The sequence below is a fragment of the Vibrio sp. D404a genome, from assembly GCF_030248535.1.
GTDB lineage: Bacteria > Pseudomonadota > Gammaproteobacteria > Enterobacterales > Vibrionaceae > Vibrio.
Map to the genome: position 1 here is coordinate 198436 of NZ_JAHGAJ010000016.1, position 16427 is coordinate 214862.

General features: G+C 44.4%; 13 protein-coding genes. 9 read left to right on the plus strand and 4 right to left on the minus strand.

Features of this window, described 5'->3' with window-relative positions:
- The first annotated feature begins 11 nt into the window (after positions 1-11).
- The 4 genes from leuA (at position 12) to leuD (ending at position 4885) form a co-directional block, all read left to right on the plus strand.
- Positions 12-1559, plus strand: coding sequence for a 2-isopropylmalate synthase (gene leuA / locus KI655_RS09900; RefSeq protein WP_285404249.1), 1548 nt, complete (start codon positions 12-14; stop codon positions 1557-1559).
- 97 nt (positions 1560-1656) lie between these two features.
- Positions 1657-2748: a 3-isopropylmalate dehydrogenase gene (gene leuB / locus KI655_RS09905; RefSeq protein ID WP_285404250.1), complete on the plus strand. Its 1092-nt coding sequence runs from the start codon at positions 1657-1659 to the stop codon at positions 2746-2748.
- Positions 2749-2854: 106 nt separating this feature from the next.
- A complete protein-coding gene (gene leuC, locus KI655_RS09910; protein WP_285404252.1) occupies positions 2855-4267 on the plus strand; it encodes a 3-isopropylmalate dehydratase large subunit in 1413 nt (470 codons plus the stop codon).
- Between the two features lie 15 nt (positions 4268-4282).
- Positions 4283-4885, plus strand: coding sequence for a 3-isopropylmalate dehydratase small subunit (gene leuD, locus KI655_RS09915; protein ID WP_285404254.1), 603 nt, complete (start codon positions 4283-4285; stop codon positions 4883-4885).
- 125 nt (positions 4886-5010) lie between these two features.
- Here the strand turns inward: leuD and KI655_RS09920 are convergent, their stop codons facing one another.
- Both KI655_RS09920 and KI655_RS09925 read right to left on the minus strand, forming a co-directional pair.
- Positions 5011-6405, minus strand: coding sequence for a hypothetical protein (locus tag KI655_RS09920; RefSeq protein ID WP_285404256.1), 1395 nt, complete (start codon positions 6403-6405; stop codon positions 5011-5013).
- Between the two features lie 57 nt (positions 6406-6462).
- Complete coding sequence (locus tag KI655_RS09925) at positions 6463-8268, minus strand: hypothetical protein (protein ID WP_285404257.1); 1806 nt, start codon at positions 8266-8268, stop codon at positions 6463-6465.
- A 194-nt stretch (positions 8269-8462) separates the two neighbouring features.
- On the opposite strand from KI655_RS09925, the gene KI655_RS09930 reads away from it, so the two are divergent.
- Positions 8463-9245: a DUF547 domain-containing protein gene (locus KI655_RS09930; RefSeq protein ID WP_285404259.1), complete on the plus strand. Its 783-nt coding sequence runs from the start codon at positions 8463-8465 to the stop codon at positions 9243-9245.
- Positions 9246-9329: 84 nt separating this feature from the next.
- Here the strand turns inward: KI655_RS09930 and KI655_RS09935 are convergent, their stop codons facing one another.
- A complete protein-coding gene (locus KI655_RS09935; protein ID WP_285404261.1) occupies positions 9330-9875 on the minus strand; it encodes a DUF924 family protein in 546 nt (181 codons plus the stop codon).
- A gap of 53 nt (positions 9876-9928) precedes the next feature.
- The gene (gene djlA, locus KI655_RS09940; RefSeq protein WP_285404263.1) at positions 9929-10783 is read right to left on the minus strand and encodes a co-chaperone DjlA; all 855 of its coding nucleotides are present in this window, start codon (positions 10781-10783) and stop codon (positions 9929-9931) included.
- Positions 10784-10932: 149 nt separating this feature from the next.
- On the opposite strand from djlA, the gene lptD reads away from it, so the two are divergent.
- Genes lptD through rsmA form a run of 4 tightly spaced genes read left to right on the plus strand, consistent with a single transcriptional unit; the run spans position 10933 to position 16418 of the window.
- Positions 10933-13287: an LPS assembly protein LptD gene (lptD, locus tag KI655_RS09945; protein WP_285404265.1), complete on the plus strand. Its 2355-nt coding sequence runs from the start codon at positions 10933-10935 to the stop codon at positions 13285-13287.
- A 44-nt stretch (positions 13288-13331) separates the two neighbouring features.
- Complete coding sequence (gene surA / locus KI655_RS09950) at positions 13332-14627, plus strand: peptidylprolyl isomerase SurA (protein ID WP_285404267.1); 1296 nt, start codon at positions 13332-13334, stop codon at positions 14625-14627.
- Positions 14617-15606 (plus strand): 4-hydroxythreonine-4-phosphate dehydrogenase PdxA, encoded by a 990-nt coding sequence (pdxA, locus tag KI655_RS09955; protein WP_285404269.1) that lies wholly within the window; start codon positions 14617-14619, stop codon positions 15604-15606. Before surA ends, pdxA begins: the two co-directional genes overlap by 11 nt.
- A complete protein-coding gene (rsmA, locus tag KI655_RS09960) occupies positions 15603-16418 on the plus strand; it encodes a 16S rRNA (adenine(1518)-N(6)/adenine(1519)-N(6))-dimethyltransferase RsmA (protein WP_285404271.1) in 816 nt (271 codons plus the stop codon). The genes pdxA and rsmA overlap by 4 nt, the downstream gene beginning before the upstream one ends.
- Positions 16419-16427 lie beyond the last annotated feature (9 nt).

Consider the following 16427-nt stretch of genomic DNA (forward strand, 5'->3'; position numbering starts at 1 on the left):
AGGAAGCACCCATGAACGATCAAGTGATAATTTTTGATACGACTTTACGTGATGGCGAGCAGGCTCTAGCTGCAAGCCTGACAGTAAAAGAGAAGTTACAAATTGCTTATGCACTTGAAAGACTGGGTGTGGACGTAATCGAAGCTGGCTTCCCAGTATCATCACCAGGTGATTTTGAATCGGTTCAAACGATCGCAAAGAACATTAAAAACAGCCGCGTGTGTGCGCTTTCTCGTGCCGTTGCAAAAGATATCGATGCAGCAGCTGAAGCGTTAAAAGTGGCTGAACAGTTCCGTATTCATACCTTTATTTCGACTTCGACAGTACACGTACAAGACAAGCTTCGTCGCAGCTACGATGACGTGGTTGAGATGGCAGTAAAAGCCGTTAAACACGCACGTAACTACACAGACGATGTTGAGTTCTCTTGTGAAGATGCAGGCCGTACGCCTATCGATAATCTATGCCGCATGGTTGAAGCAGCCATCAACGCTGGCGCGAAAACCATCAATATCCCAGATACAGTGGGCTACACAGTGCCTAACGAGTTTGGCGGTATTATCAAAACACTATTTGACCGTGTACCAAACATCGACCAAGCGATCATCTCTGTCCACTGTCACGATGACCTAGGTATGTCGGTTGCTAACTCAATTGCAGCGGTACAAGCGGGTGCTCGCCAAGTTGAAGGTACCATTAATGGCATTGGTGAGCGTGCGGGCAACTGTTCTTTAGAAGAGATTGCAATGATCATCAAGACTCGCCAAGAGTTATTAGGTGTTCATACAGGCCTAGACCATCAAGAGATTCACCGCACCAGTAAATTGGTGAGCCAGCTTTGCCACATGCCAATTCAAGACAACAAAGCGATCGTTGGTGCTAACGCATTCAGCCACTCTTCTGGTATCCACCAAGATGGCATGCTAAAGAATAAGAACACTTACGAGATCATGACTCCTGAGTCTATTGGCTTGAAAAACAAGGCGTTGAACCTAACAAGCCGTAGTGGCCGTGCTGCTGTTAAGAGCCATATGGATGCTATGGGTTATAAAGAGAATGAGTACAGCCTTGATTCATTGTACGAAGACTTCTTGAAGCTAGCAGACCGCAAGGGCCAAGTATTCGATTACGACTTAGAAGCCTTGATGCACTTCGCTAACCTTCGCGACGAAGATGACTTCTACAAGTTGAACTACCTAAGTGTTCAATCTGGCAGTGTTATGTCGACCACCAGTATCAAGCTGCAATGTGGTGATGAAGAGAAATGTGAAGCGGCTGTCGGTAACGGCCCTGTTGATGCGCTATACCAATGTATCTACCGCCTAACGGGTTACGAAATCGTACTAGACAAGTTCGACCTAACCGCGAAAGGCGAAGGTGAAGATGGTTTGGGCCAAGCAGACATTATTGCTAACTACAAAGGCCGTAAGTACCATGGTACTGGCGTTTCAACCGACATCGTTGAAGCTTCTGGTCAGGCGCTACTGCACGTAATCAACAGCATCCAACGCGCAGACACCATTGCTGAAATGAAGCAGCAAAAAATCGCGACAGTTTAAGCACCCAATAACAGAGCCCTAGAGCCACTGTTGTTGGCTTTAGGGAAAAAATTTAAAACGAGCTCAATCGCTCAGTAACAAGAATTAAAGGATTAACATGACTGACAAATCATACAAAATTGCCGTACTACCTGGCGATGGCATCGGCCCAGAAGTAATGCAACAAGCACACAAAGTGCTAGACGCTATTGAACAGAAACATGCGATTAGCTTTGCACGTGAAGAGTATGATGTGGGTGGTATTGCAATCGACAACCACGGTTGCCCACTACCAGAGTCAACAGTTAAAGGGTGTGAAGAGTCTGACGCTGTATTGTTCGGTTCTGTCGGTGGTCCTAAGTGGGAACACCTTCCACCAAATGACCAACCTGAGCGTGGCGCCCTACTTCCACTTCGTAAACACTTCCAGCTGTTCTGTAACCTACGCCCAGCGCAGATCCACAAAGGTCTAGAGTCATTTTCACCATTGCGTGCAGACATCTCTGATCGCGGCTTCGACATCGTTGTTGTTCGTGAACTAACAGGTGGTATCTACTTCGGTCAACCTAAAGGCCGTGAAGGCGAAGGCGCGACTGAAAAAGCCTTTGATACTGAGGTTTACCATCGCTACGAGATCGAACGTATTGCCAAGATTGCGTTTGAATCTGCTCGTCTACGCAACAAAAACGTTTACTCAATCGATAAAGCGAACGTTCTACAAAGCTCTATCCTATGGCGTGAAGTCGTTGAAGAGATCGCAAAAGATTACCCAGATGTGACGCTAAACCACATGTACATCGACAACGCGACCATGCAGCTAATCAAAGACCCATCGCAGTTTGACGTCATGCTATGTTCAAACATCTTCGGCGACATCATCTCTGATGAGTGCGCAATGATCACAGGCTCTATGGGTATGCTTCCTTCCGCAAGCTTGAATGAAAGCAACTTCGGCCTATACGAGCCGGCAGGCGGCAGTGCTCCAGATATCGCAGGTAAGAACATTGCAAACCCAGTGGCACAGATTCTTTCTGCAGCACTGATGCTTCGTTACAGCCTAGGTGAAGAAGATTCTGCTCAAGCGATTGAGACTGCAGTGTCAAAAGCACTATCAGCGGGCGAGCTAACTGCAGACCTAGCGGGTGACAAACCTGCACTAACGACTTCAGAAATGGGCGACAAAATTGCTCAATACATTCTAGAAGCCTAATCGCGATACACATCATTATTCTAAAAGAACAATATCAGCTCACTGACCATCACAGCGGTGAGCTGAACTAAGCACTGGGAATATTGCTCCCAAGGAAGAACTAGCTATGTCGACAAACCAGCAAGCCAAAACCTTATACGAAAAAGTCTACGACGCGCACGTTGCCGTTGCAGCTGAGGGTGAAAACCCAATCCTATACATCGATCGCCACTTAGTGCACGAGGTAACCTCACCTCAAGCGTTTGATGGCTTACGTGAAAAAGGCCGTAAAGTTCGCCAAGTCGGCAAGACCTTCGCGACCATGGATCATAACGTTTCAACGCAAACCAAAGACATTAATGCGTCTGGTGAGATGGCGCGTATCCAGATGGAAACCCTATCGAAGAACTGTGAAGAGTTTGGCGTGACCCTTTACGATTTGAACCACAAATACCAAGGTATTGTGCATGTAATGGGTCCAGAGCTAGGCATTACTCTACCGGGTATGACCATCGTTTGTGGTGACTCACACACAGCAACTCACGGTGCATTTGGTTCACTGGCATTCGGCATCGGTACTTCAGAAGTTGAGCACGTTCTAGCGACTCAAACGCTAAAACAAGCTCGCGCAAAAACCATGAAGATCGAAGTAAAAGGAAAGGTTGCTCCGGGCATCACTGCGAAAGATATCGTCTTAGCGATCATCGGTGAAACGACAGCAGCAGGTGGTACAGGTTACGTGGTTGAGTTCTGTGGTGAAGCGATTACCGATCTAACCATGGAAGGCCGCATGACGGTATGTAACATGGCGATCGAGCTTGGTGCAAAAGCAGGCCTTATCGCACCTGACGAAACCACATACGAGTACATTAAGGGTCGTAAGTTCTCTCCACAAGGTGAAGACTTTGACGCAGCGGTTGAGTACTGGAACACTCTTAAAACTGATAGCGATGCAGAGTTCGATGCGGTTGTAACGCTTAACGCTGCAGACATCAAACCTCAAGTCACTTGGGGTACTAACCCAGGTCAGGTTATCTCAGTTGATACACCTATCCCATCACCAGAAAGCTTCTCTGACCCTGTTGAGAAAGCGTCTGCTGAAAAAGCTCTGGCTTACATGGGTTTAGAAGCGGGTAAATCTCTATCTGACTACAACGTTGATAAAGTATTCGTCGGCTCTTGTACTAACTCTCGAATTGAAGACATGCGCGCAGCCGCTGCAGTAGCGAAAGGCCGTAAAGTGGCTTCACACGTGCAAGCTCTAATTGTTCCGGGCTCAGAGCAAGTAAAAGCACAAGCAGAAGCGGAAGGTCTGGATGTGATCTTCAAAGAAGCTGGCTTTGAGTGGCGTCTACCTGGCTGTTCAATGTGTCTAGCAATGAACAATGACCGCCTAGGTCCTCAAGAGCGTTGTGCATCAACGTCTAACCGTAACTTCGAAGGTCGCCAAGGCCGTGATGGTCGTACGCACCTAGTTAGCCCTGCAATGGCTGCTGCAGCAGCGATCGCTGGCCACTTCGTCGATATTCGTGAACTTTAATTTAGAGGATTTAACATGTCAGGTTTCAAACAACACTCTGGTTTAGTCGTTCCTCTAGATGCTGCGAACGTCGATACTGATGCCATCATTCCAAAACAGTTTCTACAGAAGGTTTCTCGCCTAGGCTTTGGTAAGCACCTTTTTCATGATTGGCGCTTCCTAGATGACGCAGGCCAACAACCAAATCCTGAGTTTGTTATGAACGCACCACGCTACCAAGGTGCTTCGATTCTGCTGGCTCGTGAAAATTTTGGTTGTGGTTCATCTCGTGAACACGCACCTTGGGCGCTGGCTGACTACGGCATTAAGGCGATGATCGCGCCAAGCTTTGCCGACATTTTTTACGGTAACTCAATCAATAACCAGATGGTACCCGTTCGCCTTACAGAGCAAGAAGTCGATGAAATCTTCCAGTTTGTTGAAGCAAACGAAGGTGCACAGGTTGAAGTCGATCTAGAAGCAAATGTCGTTCGTGCCAATGGCAAAGAGTACTCATTCGAGATCGATGAGTTCCGCCGCCACTGCCTACTAAACGGCTTAGACAACATTGGTTTGACGTTACAGCATGAAGAGAAAATCTCAGCTTACGAAGCCAATATCCCAAGCTTCTTAAAATAGAACGAGCTCAAGATTAAGAGAAATCAAAAGGTTGGCCCAGTGCCAAGCCGTTCACTTAATTTGTGGAATTAATCTTTAAGAAAAAGGGGAGAGTGCTAACTCTCCCCTTTTTTAGTTCCTAATTGTTAATCCCATAATTTTTGGAATTCTTCAAAGCTTTCAAAAGCCTGCGGGATGTGATCTAGTAAGCAACTATCATTGATATATCGTCCATGAGCAATATCATTGCGATACTTTCTTATGTTATTTATCAGGGAGTTAATCTCTTTCCTAGAACAGCTAAATTTTTCTAGCTTATTGCAGTAGCCCACTAATCGGTATGTACTTGGTGGTAGTTTGTAATTAGGGTCACTTAGAAAGTGAGCTTCAAAAGCTTCTTCTGTAACAAAGCCTTTAGTCTTACTATCTAGATTTTCGTAAGATCTACCTGAATAGAACTGTTCAATGTCATCTTTTTCTAGATGCTTAGAAAGCCTTTCGTCCACTTTAATACCAACGAAGTTTTCAAATGCAATGTTTAAGTCCATTACAGCTTGGGTAAGGTTATTAATCCCGAAATTGAGTTTTGCATCCAGGTAACTATGTTTCCACACGCTCTGTGAAGGGTTTTCTAGCTCAAAACATAGTTTCTCAGTATCAAAGTCTTCCTCTCTAATAGTTTGAAAAAGACCTTGAGGTGGAAAGATCAATCTATGAACCTCTTCACCCGAAAGTGTGTATCGGATGTTAGTTTCAATGATAAGTTTGCTACTAACTTTAAGAAGCCACTCCTCGTCCATTGCAATACGATAAGCTTTGACAAAGTAATTAAGTAGATGAATCACTTCATCAGGATGAGCAAATCGTTTGTTAGTGGTAATGGTTATCAAAGTCTGTTTAGTCAAACCATGAATATCACCATCTAGAACAACACCTTCCGATTTAATTGGTGCATTTTGGTTATCATGGTAAGAAAACTCGAAAGAATAACAATGTCCTTCATATTCAAATTCCAAAGGGCGACAAATCACCTGTGAAGCGAGCTGAACGGTGATATGGGACTTGAATCCATTATCTCGTAGATCTTCAAACTTTCGGAGTTCAATTAGTCTGGATTTTTCATGAGGTGAGACTCCTCTTAGAATGGCACTTAACCTGGCTCTTAGTTTCTTAGTCGATAGGCTCTTGTCATCCATCCATTCTTGCAGAAGGGTTTTATTTACATAAAATATGTAGCGATGCAGGTAAGTAAGAAAAACTTCTCTATCTACTAGGTGTTGATAATTTTGCTCGAAGCTTTCTAGGTATTCACTGTATTGCTGTGAATCACCTAAAATAGTCAAAGCTTCAACTATAAGCCCCTGAACAAAGGGTTTATAGTTGCCTAATTTGAAAAGCTTGAACCTTATTAAACTTTTCTCACCGATTGATTCTAAATCCTCAACTGCCTTCAAAATGCTCTTTGCAGAGTTATCGTTTCGAGCCTGATTAATGTTCTCTTTGATAAGAGAATGCTTTGTTACTGCTTGGTTTTTATTCATTATCACTTCTCATGATGATTTTATGAACATCATACCATATAAGGCAATTTGAGTAGATCAAGCATCTAGGTTCTTATCCAAATACTTCTCATAATAGATAATATTTTCATAGGTAACTTTGCCTTTCGCTAAACCAAGACGCATAGCTGGAGTCTTCTTATCTTTGCGATCATTATGAATGTAGTTATAGAAAACCCGCAGAATCTCTGCGATTTTGACTATATATTCAGGGTTATATGCGCTGTAGCCATACCAAACACGCCTAGCGTTTGTCCCCGATGAAAACGGACGCTCGAACATTCTGACCCGCCTTCTTGTTTGTTGAAAGAAGCGGTCAATGCCATGCAATGAAGCGAGTTTGTACAAGTTAGCTTGGTGCTCTGGAGAGCAACCTGATATATCAGTTAATGCAGCAACCATTTTCTCTGGCTCAGAACGAGTAGAGAAGGGATATTGTAACCATGACTCCTTGGAGCCATAAATAGGCTTAATGTTACCCAGTTCTTCTAGGATCAGCCTTTGGATTATCTTCTGTTTTTCAGGGTATGGTAGAGCGGTATATGTTACACCATATTTTGCTTTTATCTTTCTGTAGCAGTCTCTCTCAAGCATACGCTTCTGATCTATTGTTAGGTCTTTATTCGCTTTGACATAAAATGCATCTGCACTTTTATCCACGACTCGATCTGAAAATGCCTGCATAAAAGCATTTCTAATCCCTGTGTCCTGATCTAAGTAAAAACGAACTTTATCTGTATTCTTTAAGATTTTTGCCATGAATTGAAAGTGAGCATACATGGTATATTCACTTCGAACTAACATGCCACTCTCAGGCAGACGCACTGAATCATCTACTTGTTCACTCGACTCAAGATTGTCTCTTTCTTTTTCGAGTAGATATTGCAGTTCGACTTCACTCTTTAGAGAGCCTGTAGCTTGAGGTGCTTTCTTTGATGATGACTTAGTAGTAGCTACTTGAAAATCTTGGTCTAGCCATAACCTGGCATGCTTTCGGTGAGGAAGTGCAGCTTCATAATCGCCATGACTGATCGCATCTTTCTCTATTTCATAAGGTTTCAAGCTAGGCTCAAAGTTGAAGTGCCACCCAAAGATATAATCAGTTCTATTATCTGCCGTACCAATACCTAAAATCTCAGTATTCCGCTTGTCTTTCCGTATTCTCCAGTTTGTAGAAAGTACTTGTCTATCTGTACTTAAATAGAGCCTATCGAAAGACATATTCTCTAGTAGCTTAAGCTCTCTGTTTTTTACAAAGCGCATTACTTGCTCATACAACCAATCTACTTTTTGATAGTAAGTGTTTGGTGATATTTCTAAAATATCGCAAGCTCGCCTAACTGGTACGTCATTTACGATCAGCTTAAATAGTGTTTTGTTTTTCTCTGGCTTACGTTGAGTTCTTCTCTTAGAGCCAGTCGAGAAGGTCTTTTTACAAAGCTTACATTGAAATCGAGGTGAGCCGTTTGTTGAGCCATGTTTGTAATAGGACTTTGGATGTGTCAAAGCATTCACTTCATGATTTGAACACTCACTATTCGGACATACTGCTTTCCCAGTCCCTAGATATGCGCTGATACGCTCTAGCTCTTGAAGTACCCCTTCATTACTTTTTACTGGGGTGATTTCTCCACATGACTTGCACTTTAAGCCTGGAAGGTTAGCTCCAAGCCCACTTATGGCATATAAAGGATCTCTTTTTAGTTTACTTTTTCCATCTTTATGTATAATAAGAGGCGCTTTATTGAAATTAGCGCATTTGGGGTTCTTGCAAGTGTTGACCTGTAACCCATTCATTTCCTTAGGTATGCGCTCTTGCTGCCTCTCAAAAGATTTCTTTTCCATAAAAAAAGACCCATAACCTCAATTACTATTGAAATTATAGGTCTATTGATGACATTCAGCTAACTTTTCCACAAATTAAGTGAACGGCTTGGCCCAGTGCCAACCTTTTTTATACCTAAGCATTAATTGAGAAAATTATGTGAAAGAAACAACCGACAGCTAAGGTCTTATAGATGTTATTGGGGAGAACATTTATGAAAAACTTACTTCTAGTTATTAGCTTACTCTTTTCAAGCTTGGCTTTTTCCGCACCAAAATCGGAGCTCTGGCCATATTGGGATAAGAGCAATGAATCTAGCGAGCAAAACATATCTCATGCTAGTTGGCAGAAATTTCTCGATAACTATCTGGTTGTTCAAGGAGAAAGCCACCTTATTCGCTATCAAGCCGTCTCTCAAACAGACCGTAAGGCACTGCAACAATACATTCAACAACTCGCAAAACTCGATCCAAGACAGTATCCCCAAGCTGAGCAGTACGCCTATTGGGTAAACCTCTACAATGCCATCACAATTGAACTCATTTTAGATGCCTACCCTGTGGAGTCGATTACCAAGCTTGGCGGCTTTTTCAGCTTTGGGCCTTGGGGAGATGACGTGGTCACCATAAATGGTAAAACTCTAACCCTGAACGATATTGAGCACCGAATTTTACGTCCGATTTGGCAAGATCCAAGAACCCATTACGCTGTCAATTGCGCTAGCTTAGGATGCCCCAACCTTCAGGCTGAAGCCTTCACTGCAGACAACACCGAAGCACTACTTGAGCAGGCTGCTCGTGACTTTGTGAACAGTGACAAGGGGGTACTGAATCTAAACAATAAACTGCAGCTCTCGTCGATATATGACTGGTTTATCGCCGATTTTGGTACAGAGAAGCAACTGTTTGAGCACATTAACCAATACCGAGCACAACCATTAACAAAGACTAAAAACATTGGCTATGAATACGATTGGGATTTGAATCAAGCACCATGATGAAAGGTGATTAGAAGTGAAAAAGAGCTGGCGATCGTCAGCTCTTTTATATTTGATTTAGGTCGTTGCGACTTGATATAGGGGCTAAAAGCTTGAACCCGGCTGTTGCAAGAACTCGATTTCTTGAGGCGTTGAGACACGCCCGAGTATTTCATTGCGATGCGGATAACGACCAAACTTTTCAATAATCACCTTGTGCTTCAACTCAAAATCCAAATTATGCTCTAATCCAGTTTGACTGAACAACTCGACCGCTTGTTGATGAATCACCAGAGATTCACTGTGCATGTAAGGCATATAAAGAAAACTTTTCTGTTGCTCATTCAACTGATGATCATATCCGCCCGAGACCGCCTCTTGAGCAAGCACCAATGCCATCGGATCCGCTGAAAACGCTTGTGGACTGTTGCGTCCAATATTGCGAGAAAACTGATCGAGCACGATGATCTCAGCCAAGCGCCCTGCTCCGCTCTCACGCCAAGTATAAAGTTCGCCTTGAACCGCAGCATTGTGCAGATCGCTAAAACGAGCGGTAATGACCTTGTCGACCTCTTCTCCGCCATTAAACCAATCTCGCGGCGTTAGTTCATCGAACCAAAAATCTAGAACGTCTTGATAACCGATTGTCATAATCACTCCCTTAAACGAAAAAGAGTCGCTTCAATGAAGCGACTCTATGGATATTATTTGAAGCCTTTAACTTTCTTAATCAAGTCGTAAGCGTTTTGAATCTCTTGAGATTTTTCTTTTGCTACGTTCATCATTTCAGGAGGCAGACCTTTCGCCATCAACTTATCCGGATGATGCTCGTTCATCAATTTACGGTAAGCCTTCTTCACCGCTTTGCCATCTGCAGATTCGCTTACACCTAAGACTTTGAAGGCATCAGCCAATTGATCTTGCTGAGTTGCTTGTTGCCAACCTGAAGACTGGCCTTGATGATGGCCACCACCGAAGCTTCCGCCTTGCTGCTGAAAACGAAATGCCGCTTCTTGCATCTGTAAACGACGCTCTAATTGCTCTGAAGAGAAACCAAGACCTTGAGCAATCTTGTGCAGCACTTGACGCTCGCTAGGGTGCAAACTGCCATCAGCAAATGCCGCCGAGACTTGCAGCTCTAGGAAGAACTGCAGTAGATCAAAACGACCACCCGACGAGATCTTCACTCTCTCTAGGGTCTCTTTAAGTGGGAAATCACTCTCTTTACCATCGCGGAAGGCGTTTTGAGCGGCAATACGCTGCTCACCATGCAGGTTCATGCGCTCCATCATGGTAGACGCCAACTGGATCTCTTCGCGTGTCACTTGACCTTTCGCCTTGGCAACGTGCCCCATAACCGCGAAAGCAGCTTTGAAGAACTCTTGCTGCTTTTCAGCCTGACTTGGCCCGTTACCAAAGCCTGATGAACTAAAGCCTGACTGGTTTAAACGACGCGCCTTATCAAATTGATGACCAAGAAATAGACCAAAAATTAGGCCCAAGGGTCCACCGAACAAGAAACCAAAAAAAGCGCCCAAAATTTTGCCAAATATTTGCATTATGTGTTCTCTATCTATGAATTTTATTCGAGTACTACTGTCTTATGGTGCTGAATGCTAAGATTTCCTTTATCATAAGGAAAAAGCTTTATTAATTGGATTGATACTAGATCAACCCTCCTTCTAGTGACACAGGATAGTTCAACTTCATGCAATGTTTCTCCCGCACCTTGTTAGCCGCATCGATTAGCTCTGCGTTATTTGTGCCGACAACTCAAGCTGAAACAACAATTGATAATAGTGTGCAGGAAATGCCCTCTACAGATCAATGTTTGATCGCATCATCTGACGATTCAGACCTTAATGCCCCTGCTTATGTCGAAGCCGATCGTCTAGAAGCCGTTAACGGTGAGAAGGCAAGTTATTCAGGCTCAGTAAAAGTCACTCAGGGTATCAAAACCATTGAGGCAGAAACGGTTACCCTGCACCAACAAGAGAACATTGTTGTCGCTGAAGGCAATGTGACGTTCAACGACGGACAGTTCAAAGCGACCTCAGACAAGGTGACAAATAACCTTACCACCAATGAGTTTGAGCTTGAGAACACTCAGTACCAAATGCTGTGTGAATCTGGCCGTGGTGATGCACGATACATTGCACGTACAGGAAAAGCGGTTTATGAGCTTGAAGACGGCACCATTACTTCATGTCCTCCGGGGGACAAATCGTGGCGCCTTAAAGCATCCAATATTGAACTAGACCAAGATGAAGAGAGCGCGACCTTCATCAATCCTCGCTTCGAAGTGCTCGATGTTCCAATTTTTTACCTACCATACCTGACGGTTCCAGTAGGTGAGAGTCGTAAAACCGGTTTCCTTTACCCAACATTTTCTTACGGCTCAAGCGATGGTTTCGAAACTGAGGTTCCATTTTATTGGAATATAGCACCTAATTACGACCTCCAAAGTACCATTAAGTACATGTCGGAGCGTGGCACCCAACTTAACAATGAGTTTCGCCATCTAAGCGAGTTCGGTCAAAGCACTATAACCTTTGAGTACCTCGACAAAGACAGTAAATTTAAAGACAAAGGTAGCCGTTGGGGTGGCCAGTTCGAGTTTGAAGGCATCTATAAGCAGGCATGGAAATTCGATATCGATTACTCCAAAGTCAGCGATGTCGACTACTTTACCGATGTTGATTCCAGCATCGGTAACCGTGAAGACGGCCAATTGATGCAATCTGGGTCGGTGGCGTATCGTGCGCTCAACTGGGATGCATCACTGGCTGTGCGTGACTTCCAAGTATTAACTGAGGGGGAAAACCAACCCTACCAACTGATGCCGCAAGTCAAGTTCAACTACTACGCCCCTATTTTATGGGACATGGTAGAAATGGATGTTATCAGTCATGTCTCTCGCTTTGAGACAGAAGCAAGCGGTAAGCCTGCAGCTACTCGTGCCCATGTTGAGCCAGGTATCAAGGTACCGCTGAGCACAACTTGGGGTTCTTGGACCACAGAGGCTCGCCTTCTGGGTACTTATTACAACCAAGACCTTAACGGGGTCGATACTTCGAGCGGCGAGTTTTCTGGTTTAGAAGAGACAGTCAGCCGAGTTATCCCTGAATTTAGAAGCCATGCAGGTATCGTTCTTGAGCGCGATACCACTTATCTAACTGGCTATACACAAACTCTTGAGCCGCAAGTTCAATATTTGTATGTACCAGAGCAAGATCAGAGTGATATTGGTCTGTATGACACAACCCTACTGCAAACTGACTACTACGGCTTGTTCCGTAGTCGAAAATACAGTGGTGTTGATCGTATCGCAGCAGCAAACCAATTGAGCTATGGCGCCTCTTCACGCTTCTTTGATGATGAGTATAAAGAGCGTCTCAACATCTCTTTTGGTCAGATTTTTTTCATCGATAAAGATACTAAGAATCCTGATGCAACTGTCGGAGAAGAAGCTCGCTCTAACTACTCATCATGGGCAGTTGAAATCGACTTTAACTATGATGATTACCTCTTCTACCACGGTGGTGTTCAATACGACATTGATGCAGGTGATATGCAATTAGCCAATAGTACGGTCGAATATCGCATTGATGAAAATGGCTTTGTACAAGCCAACTATCGCTACGTCACCAAAGAGTACATTGAAGACAATGTGGGTGACACCATTACCAACATTGACGACATTACCCGTGAAGGTATCTCTCAGGCAGGTTTAGTCACAGGCTACCAGTTCTCACCGAAATGGTATGCAAGTGCTCAGTACTACCACGACATGAATGAGAACATCGCTATCGAGTGGCTCGCTAACCTTCGTTACAAAGACGATTGTTGGTATGTAGGAGTGACTTACAGTAACGAATTACGAAGCTGGACGGGTGCGGGCTATACCGATATCAACGCCGATCCTGTTTATGAGAACAACTTTAGTATCAACTTCGGTATTGTTGGCTTCGGTACAGCTGCGGGTACAGGTTCAAATACCACAGGCTTTGATAGCTCGGGCAACTCACTTGAGTATGGTCGACCATTCTTCTTAAATAACTAATTTAGATTTTATTGGTCTTGAACCGATAATAGAAAGGACAACACATGACACTGTGGAAACACACATTAATCGCGCTTGCTACTGCTTGTACTGTTTCAGTAAGCCACGCGGCTCCAGTAGAACTAGACAAAGTCAAAGTGATCGTCAACGAGGGCGTTATTCTACAAAGTGATATCGATACCTCGATGAAAACACTTCGTGCGAATGCCAAGAAAAATGGTCAAGCGCTGCCTTCTCAAGAAGTACTGAAAGATCAAGTACTCGAGAAGCTGATCATTGATACGATTCAGACCCAAGAAGCTGAGCGTATTGGTGTCCGTATTGATGACAACCGCCTGGACCAAGCGATCGCGAGCATCGCCCAAGATAACAACCAAACAATCGAGCAGTTGACTGCGTCGGTTGCCGAGGAAGGCTTGAGCTACAACGCGTTCCGCGAACAGGTAAGAAAAGAGATTGCCGCGAGTGAAGCTCGAAATGCCCTAGTTCGCCGTCGCATCAACATCCTACCGGCTGAAGTCGACAACCTAGCAGATATTCTTGCGCAAGAAACCAATGCTACGGTTCAGTACAAAATTGGTCATATCCAACTTCGCTTTAACGATGATCAAACCAAAGAAGAATTAGAAGCACAAGCCAATGAACTCGTTGAAGAGTTGAATGCGGGCGATGACTTCAGCACCATGGCCTACACTTACTCAAAAGGCCCTAAAGCGCTGCAAGGCGGTGATTGGGGTTGGATGCGTAAAGAAGAGATGCCGACAATCTTTGCTGATCAAATAAAACTGCAAAACAAAGGCAGCATCATAGGTCCATTCCGAAGTGGTGTCGGTTTCCACATTCTAAAAATTGAAGATGTGAAAGGCCTTGAAACCGTCGCTGTAACCGAAGTAAATGCGCGACACATCCTAGTGAAACCAACGGTTATTTTGAGCGATGAAGGTGCACAAGAGCTGCTTCTCGATATTACGCGCCGCGTTAATGCTGGTGAAGCAACGTTTGGTGAACTGGCGCAGCAATACAGCCAAGATCCTGGTTCAGCGGTTCAGGATGGTGAACTGGGCTATCAAACACCGGACCTATATGTTCCAGAGTTTAAGCACCAAGTTGAGACGCTACCAGAGGGTGACATCAGTACACCATTCAAAACCGTTCATGGCTGGCACATTGTGGAAGTACTTGATCGTCGTGAAGTAGACCGTACCGATTCTGCTTTAAAGAATAAGGCTTACCAGATTCTTTTCAATCGCAAATTCAATGAAGAAGCTGGCGCTTGGCTACAAGAAATCCGTGCTAGTGCCTTCGTAGAGATGGTTGAGGAAGACCAAGATGACAACTAGAAGGATTGCGGTAACGGCGGGTGAACCTGCCGGTATCGGACCAGATTTAGTGTTGGCTCTCTCACAAGAGAGCTGGCCACATCAATTGGTGGTTTGTGCTGATAAACACATGCTAGCCGAGCGCGCACAAGCACTCAATATCAAGGTCGAACTGCTCGACTATGATAGTGAAGACGTAGCTCAACCCCAGCAAGCAGGAACCTTAGTTGTAAAGCACATCCCAATGGCAGAGCCTGCAATTGCCGGAGTGTTAAACGAGGCCAACGGTCATTATGTATTAAATACATTAGAAACAGCCGCAATGGGCTGTATGAATGATGAATTTGATGCTATTGTCACCGGCCCTGTTCACAAGGGCGTAATTAACCGTGCTGGCGTCGCATTTAGTGGCCATACCGAGTTCTTTGCTGAAAAGTCCAACACTCCACTTGTGGTAATGATGTTGGCAACTGAAGGTTTGCGAGTTGCGCTTGTCACAACCCATATTCCTTTGGCTTATGTTTCCCAAGCCGTCACAGAAGACAGGCTTGCGCAAATCATTGCGATTTTAAATAAAGATCTCGTCGAGAAATTTGCGATTAAGAAACCTAACATTTATGTGTGTGGTCTAAACCCACATGCTGGCGAAGACGGCTGTCTAGGGCGTGAAGAGATTGAAACCATCACTCCGACACTCGAAAAAATTCGCCAAGAAGATGGCATAAACCTGATTGGTCCTTTACCAGCAGATACCATTTTCAATGAAAAATATTTGCAAGATGCAGATGCTGTTTTAGGTATGTATCACGATCAAGTTCTCCCTGTACTAAAATACAAAGGCTTTGGTCGCTCAGTGAACATCACGCTTGGCTTGCCATTTATTCGAACGTCTGTCGATCATGGTACTGCCTTAGATTTGGCAGGGAAAGGCCAAGCTGATACAGGGAGCTTTAGAACAGCGCTCACGCACGCCATTGAATTAGTAGAGAAAAAACAATGAGAAATGATGTCCATTTAGGGCACAAAGCGCGTAAACGTTTTGGTCAAAACTTCCTAAACGATCCGTACATTATTGACGGAATCGTATCGAGCATTAACCCACTACCAGGTCAAAACCTAGTAGAAATCGGCCCAGGCCTTGGCGCAATTACCGAGCCAGTGGGTAAGCTTGTCGATAAGTTTACTGTTATCGAGCTGGATAGAGACCTTGCAGAACGCCTTCGCAACCACCCGGATCTTGCTGATAAGCTAACGATCCATGAAGGTGATGCGATGAAGTTCGACTTCGAGCAACTGGTTAAGCCAAACAACAAACTGCGTATCTTCGGTAACCTGCCGTATAACATTTCTACGCCGTTGATGTTCCACCTGTTTGAATTCCATAAAGACATCCAAGACATGCACTTTATGCTTCAAAAAGAAGTGGTAAACCGCCTAGCAGCTGGCCCTGGTAGCAAAGCTTATGGCCGCTTGACGGTTATGGCGCAGTACTACTGTAAAGTAACGCCAGTACTTGAAGTGCCGCCGACAGCATTCGTTCCGCCGCCGAAAGTAGACTCAGCAGTTGTGCGTCTTCAGCCATACGAAGTGCTGCCGTACCCAGCTAAAGACCTGAAGTGGCTAGACCGCGTATGCCGTGAAGGCTTCAATCAACGTCGTAAAACAGTACGTAACTGCTACAAATCTTTGATCAGCAAAGAAGTGCTAGAAGAGTTAGATATCAACCCAAGCATGCGTCCAGAGAACCTAACTCTGGTTCAATTCGTTGATATGGCGAACTGGTTATACGATAACCACAACGCGACAAAATAGACAAAAAAG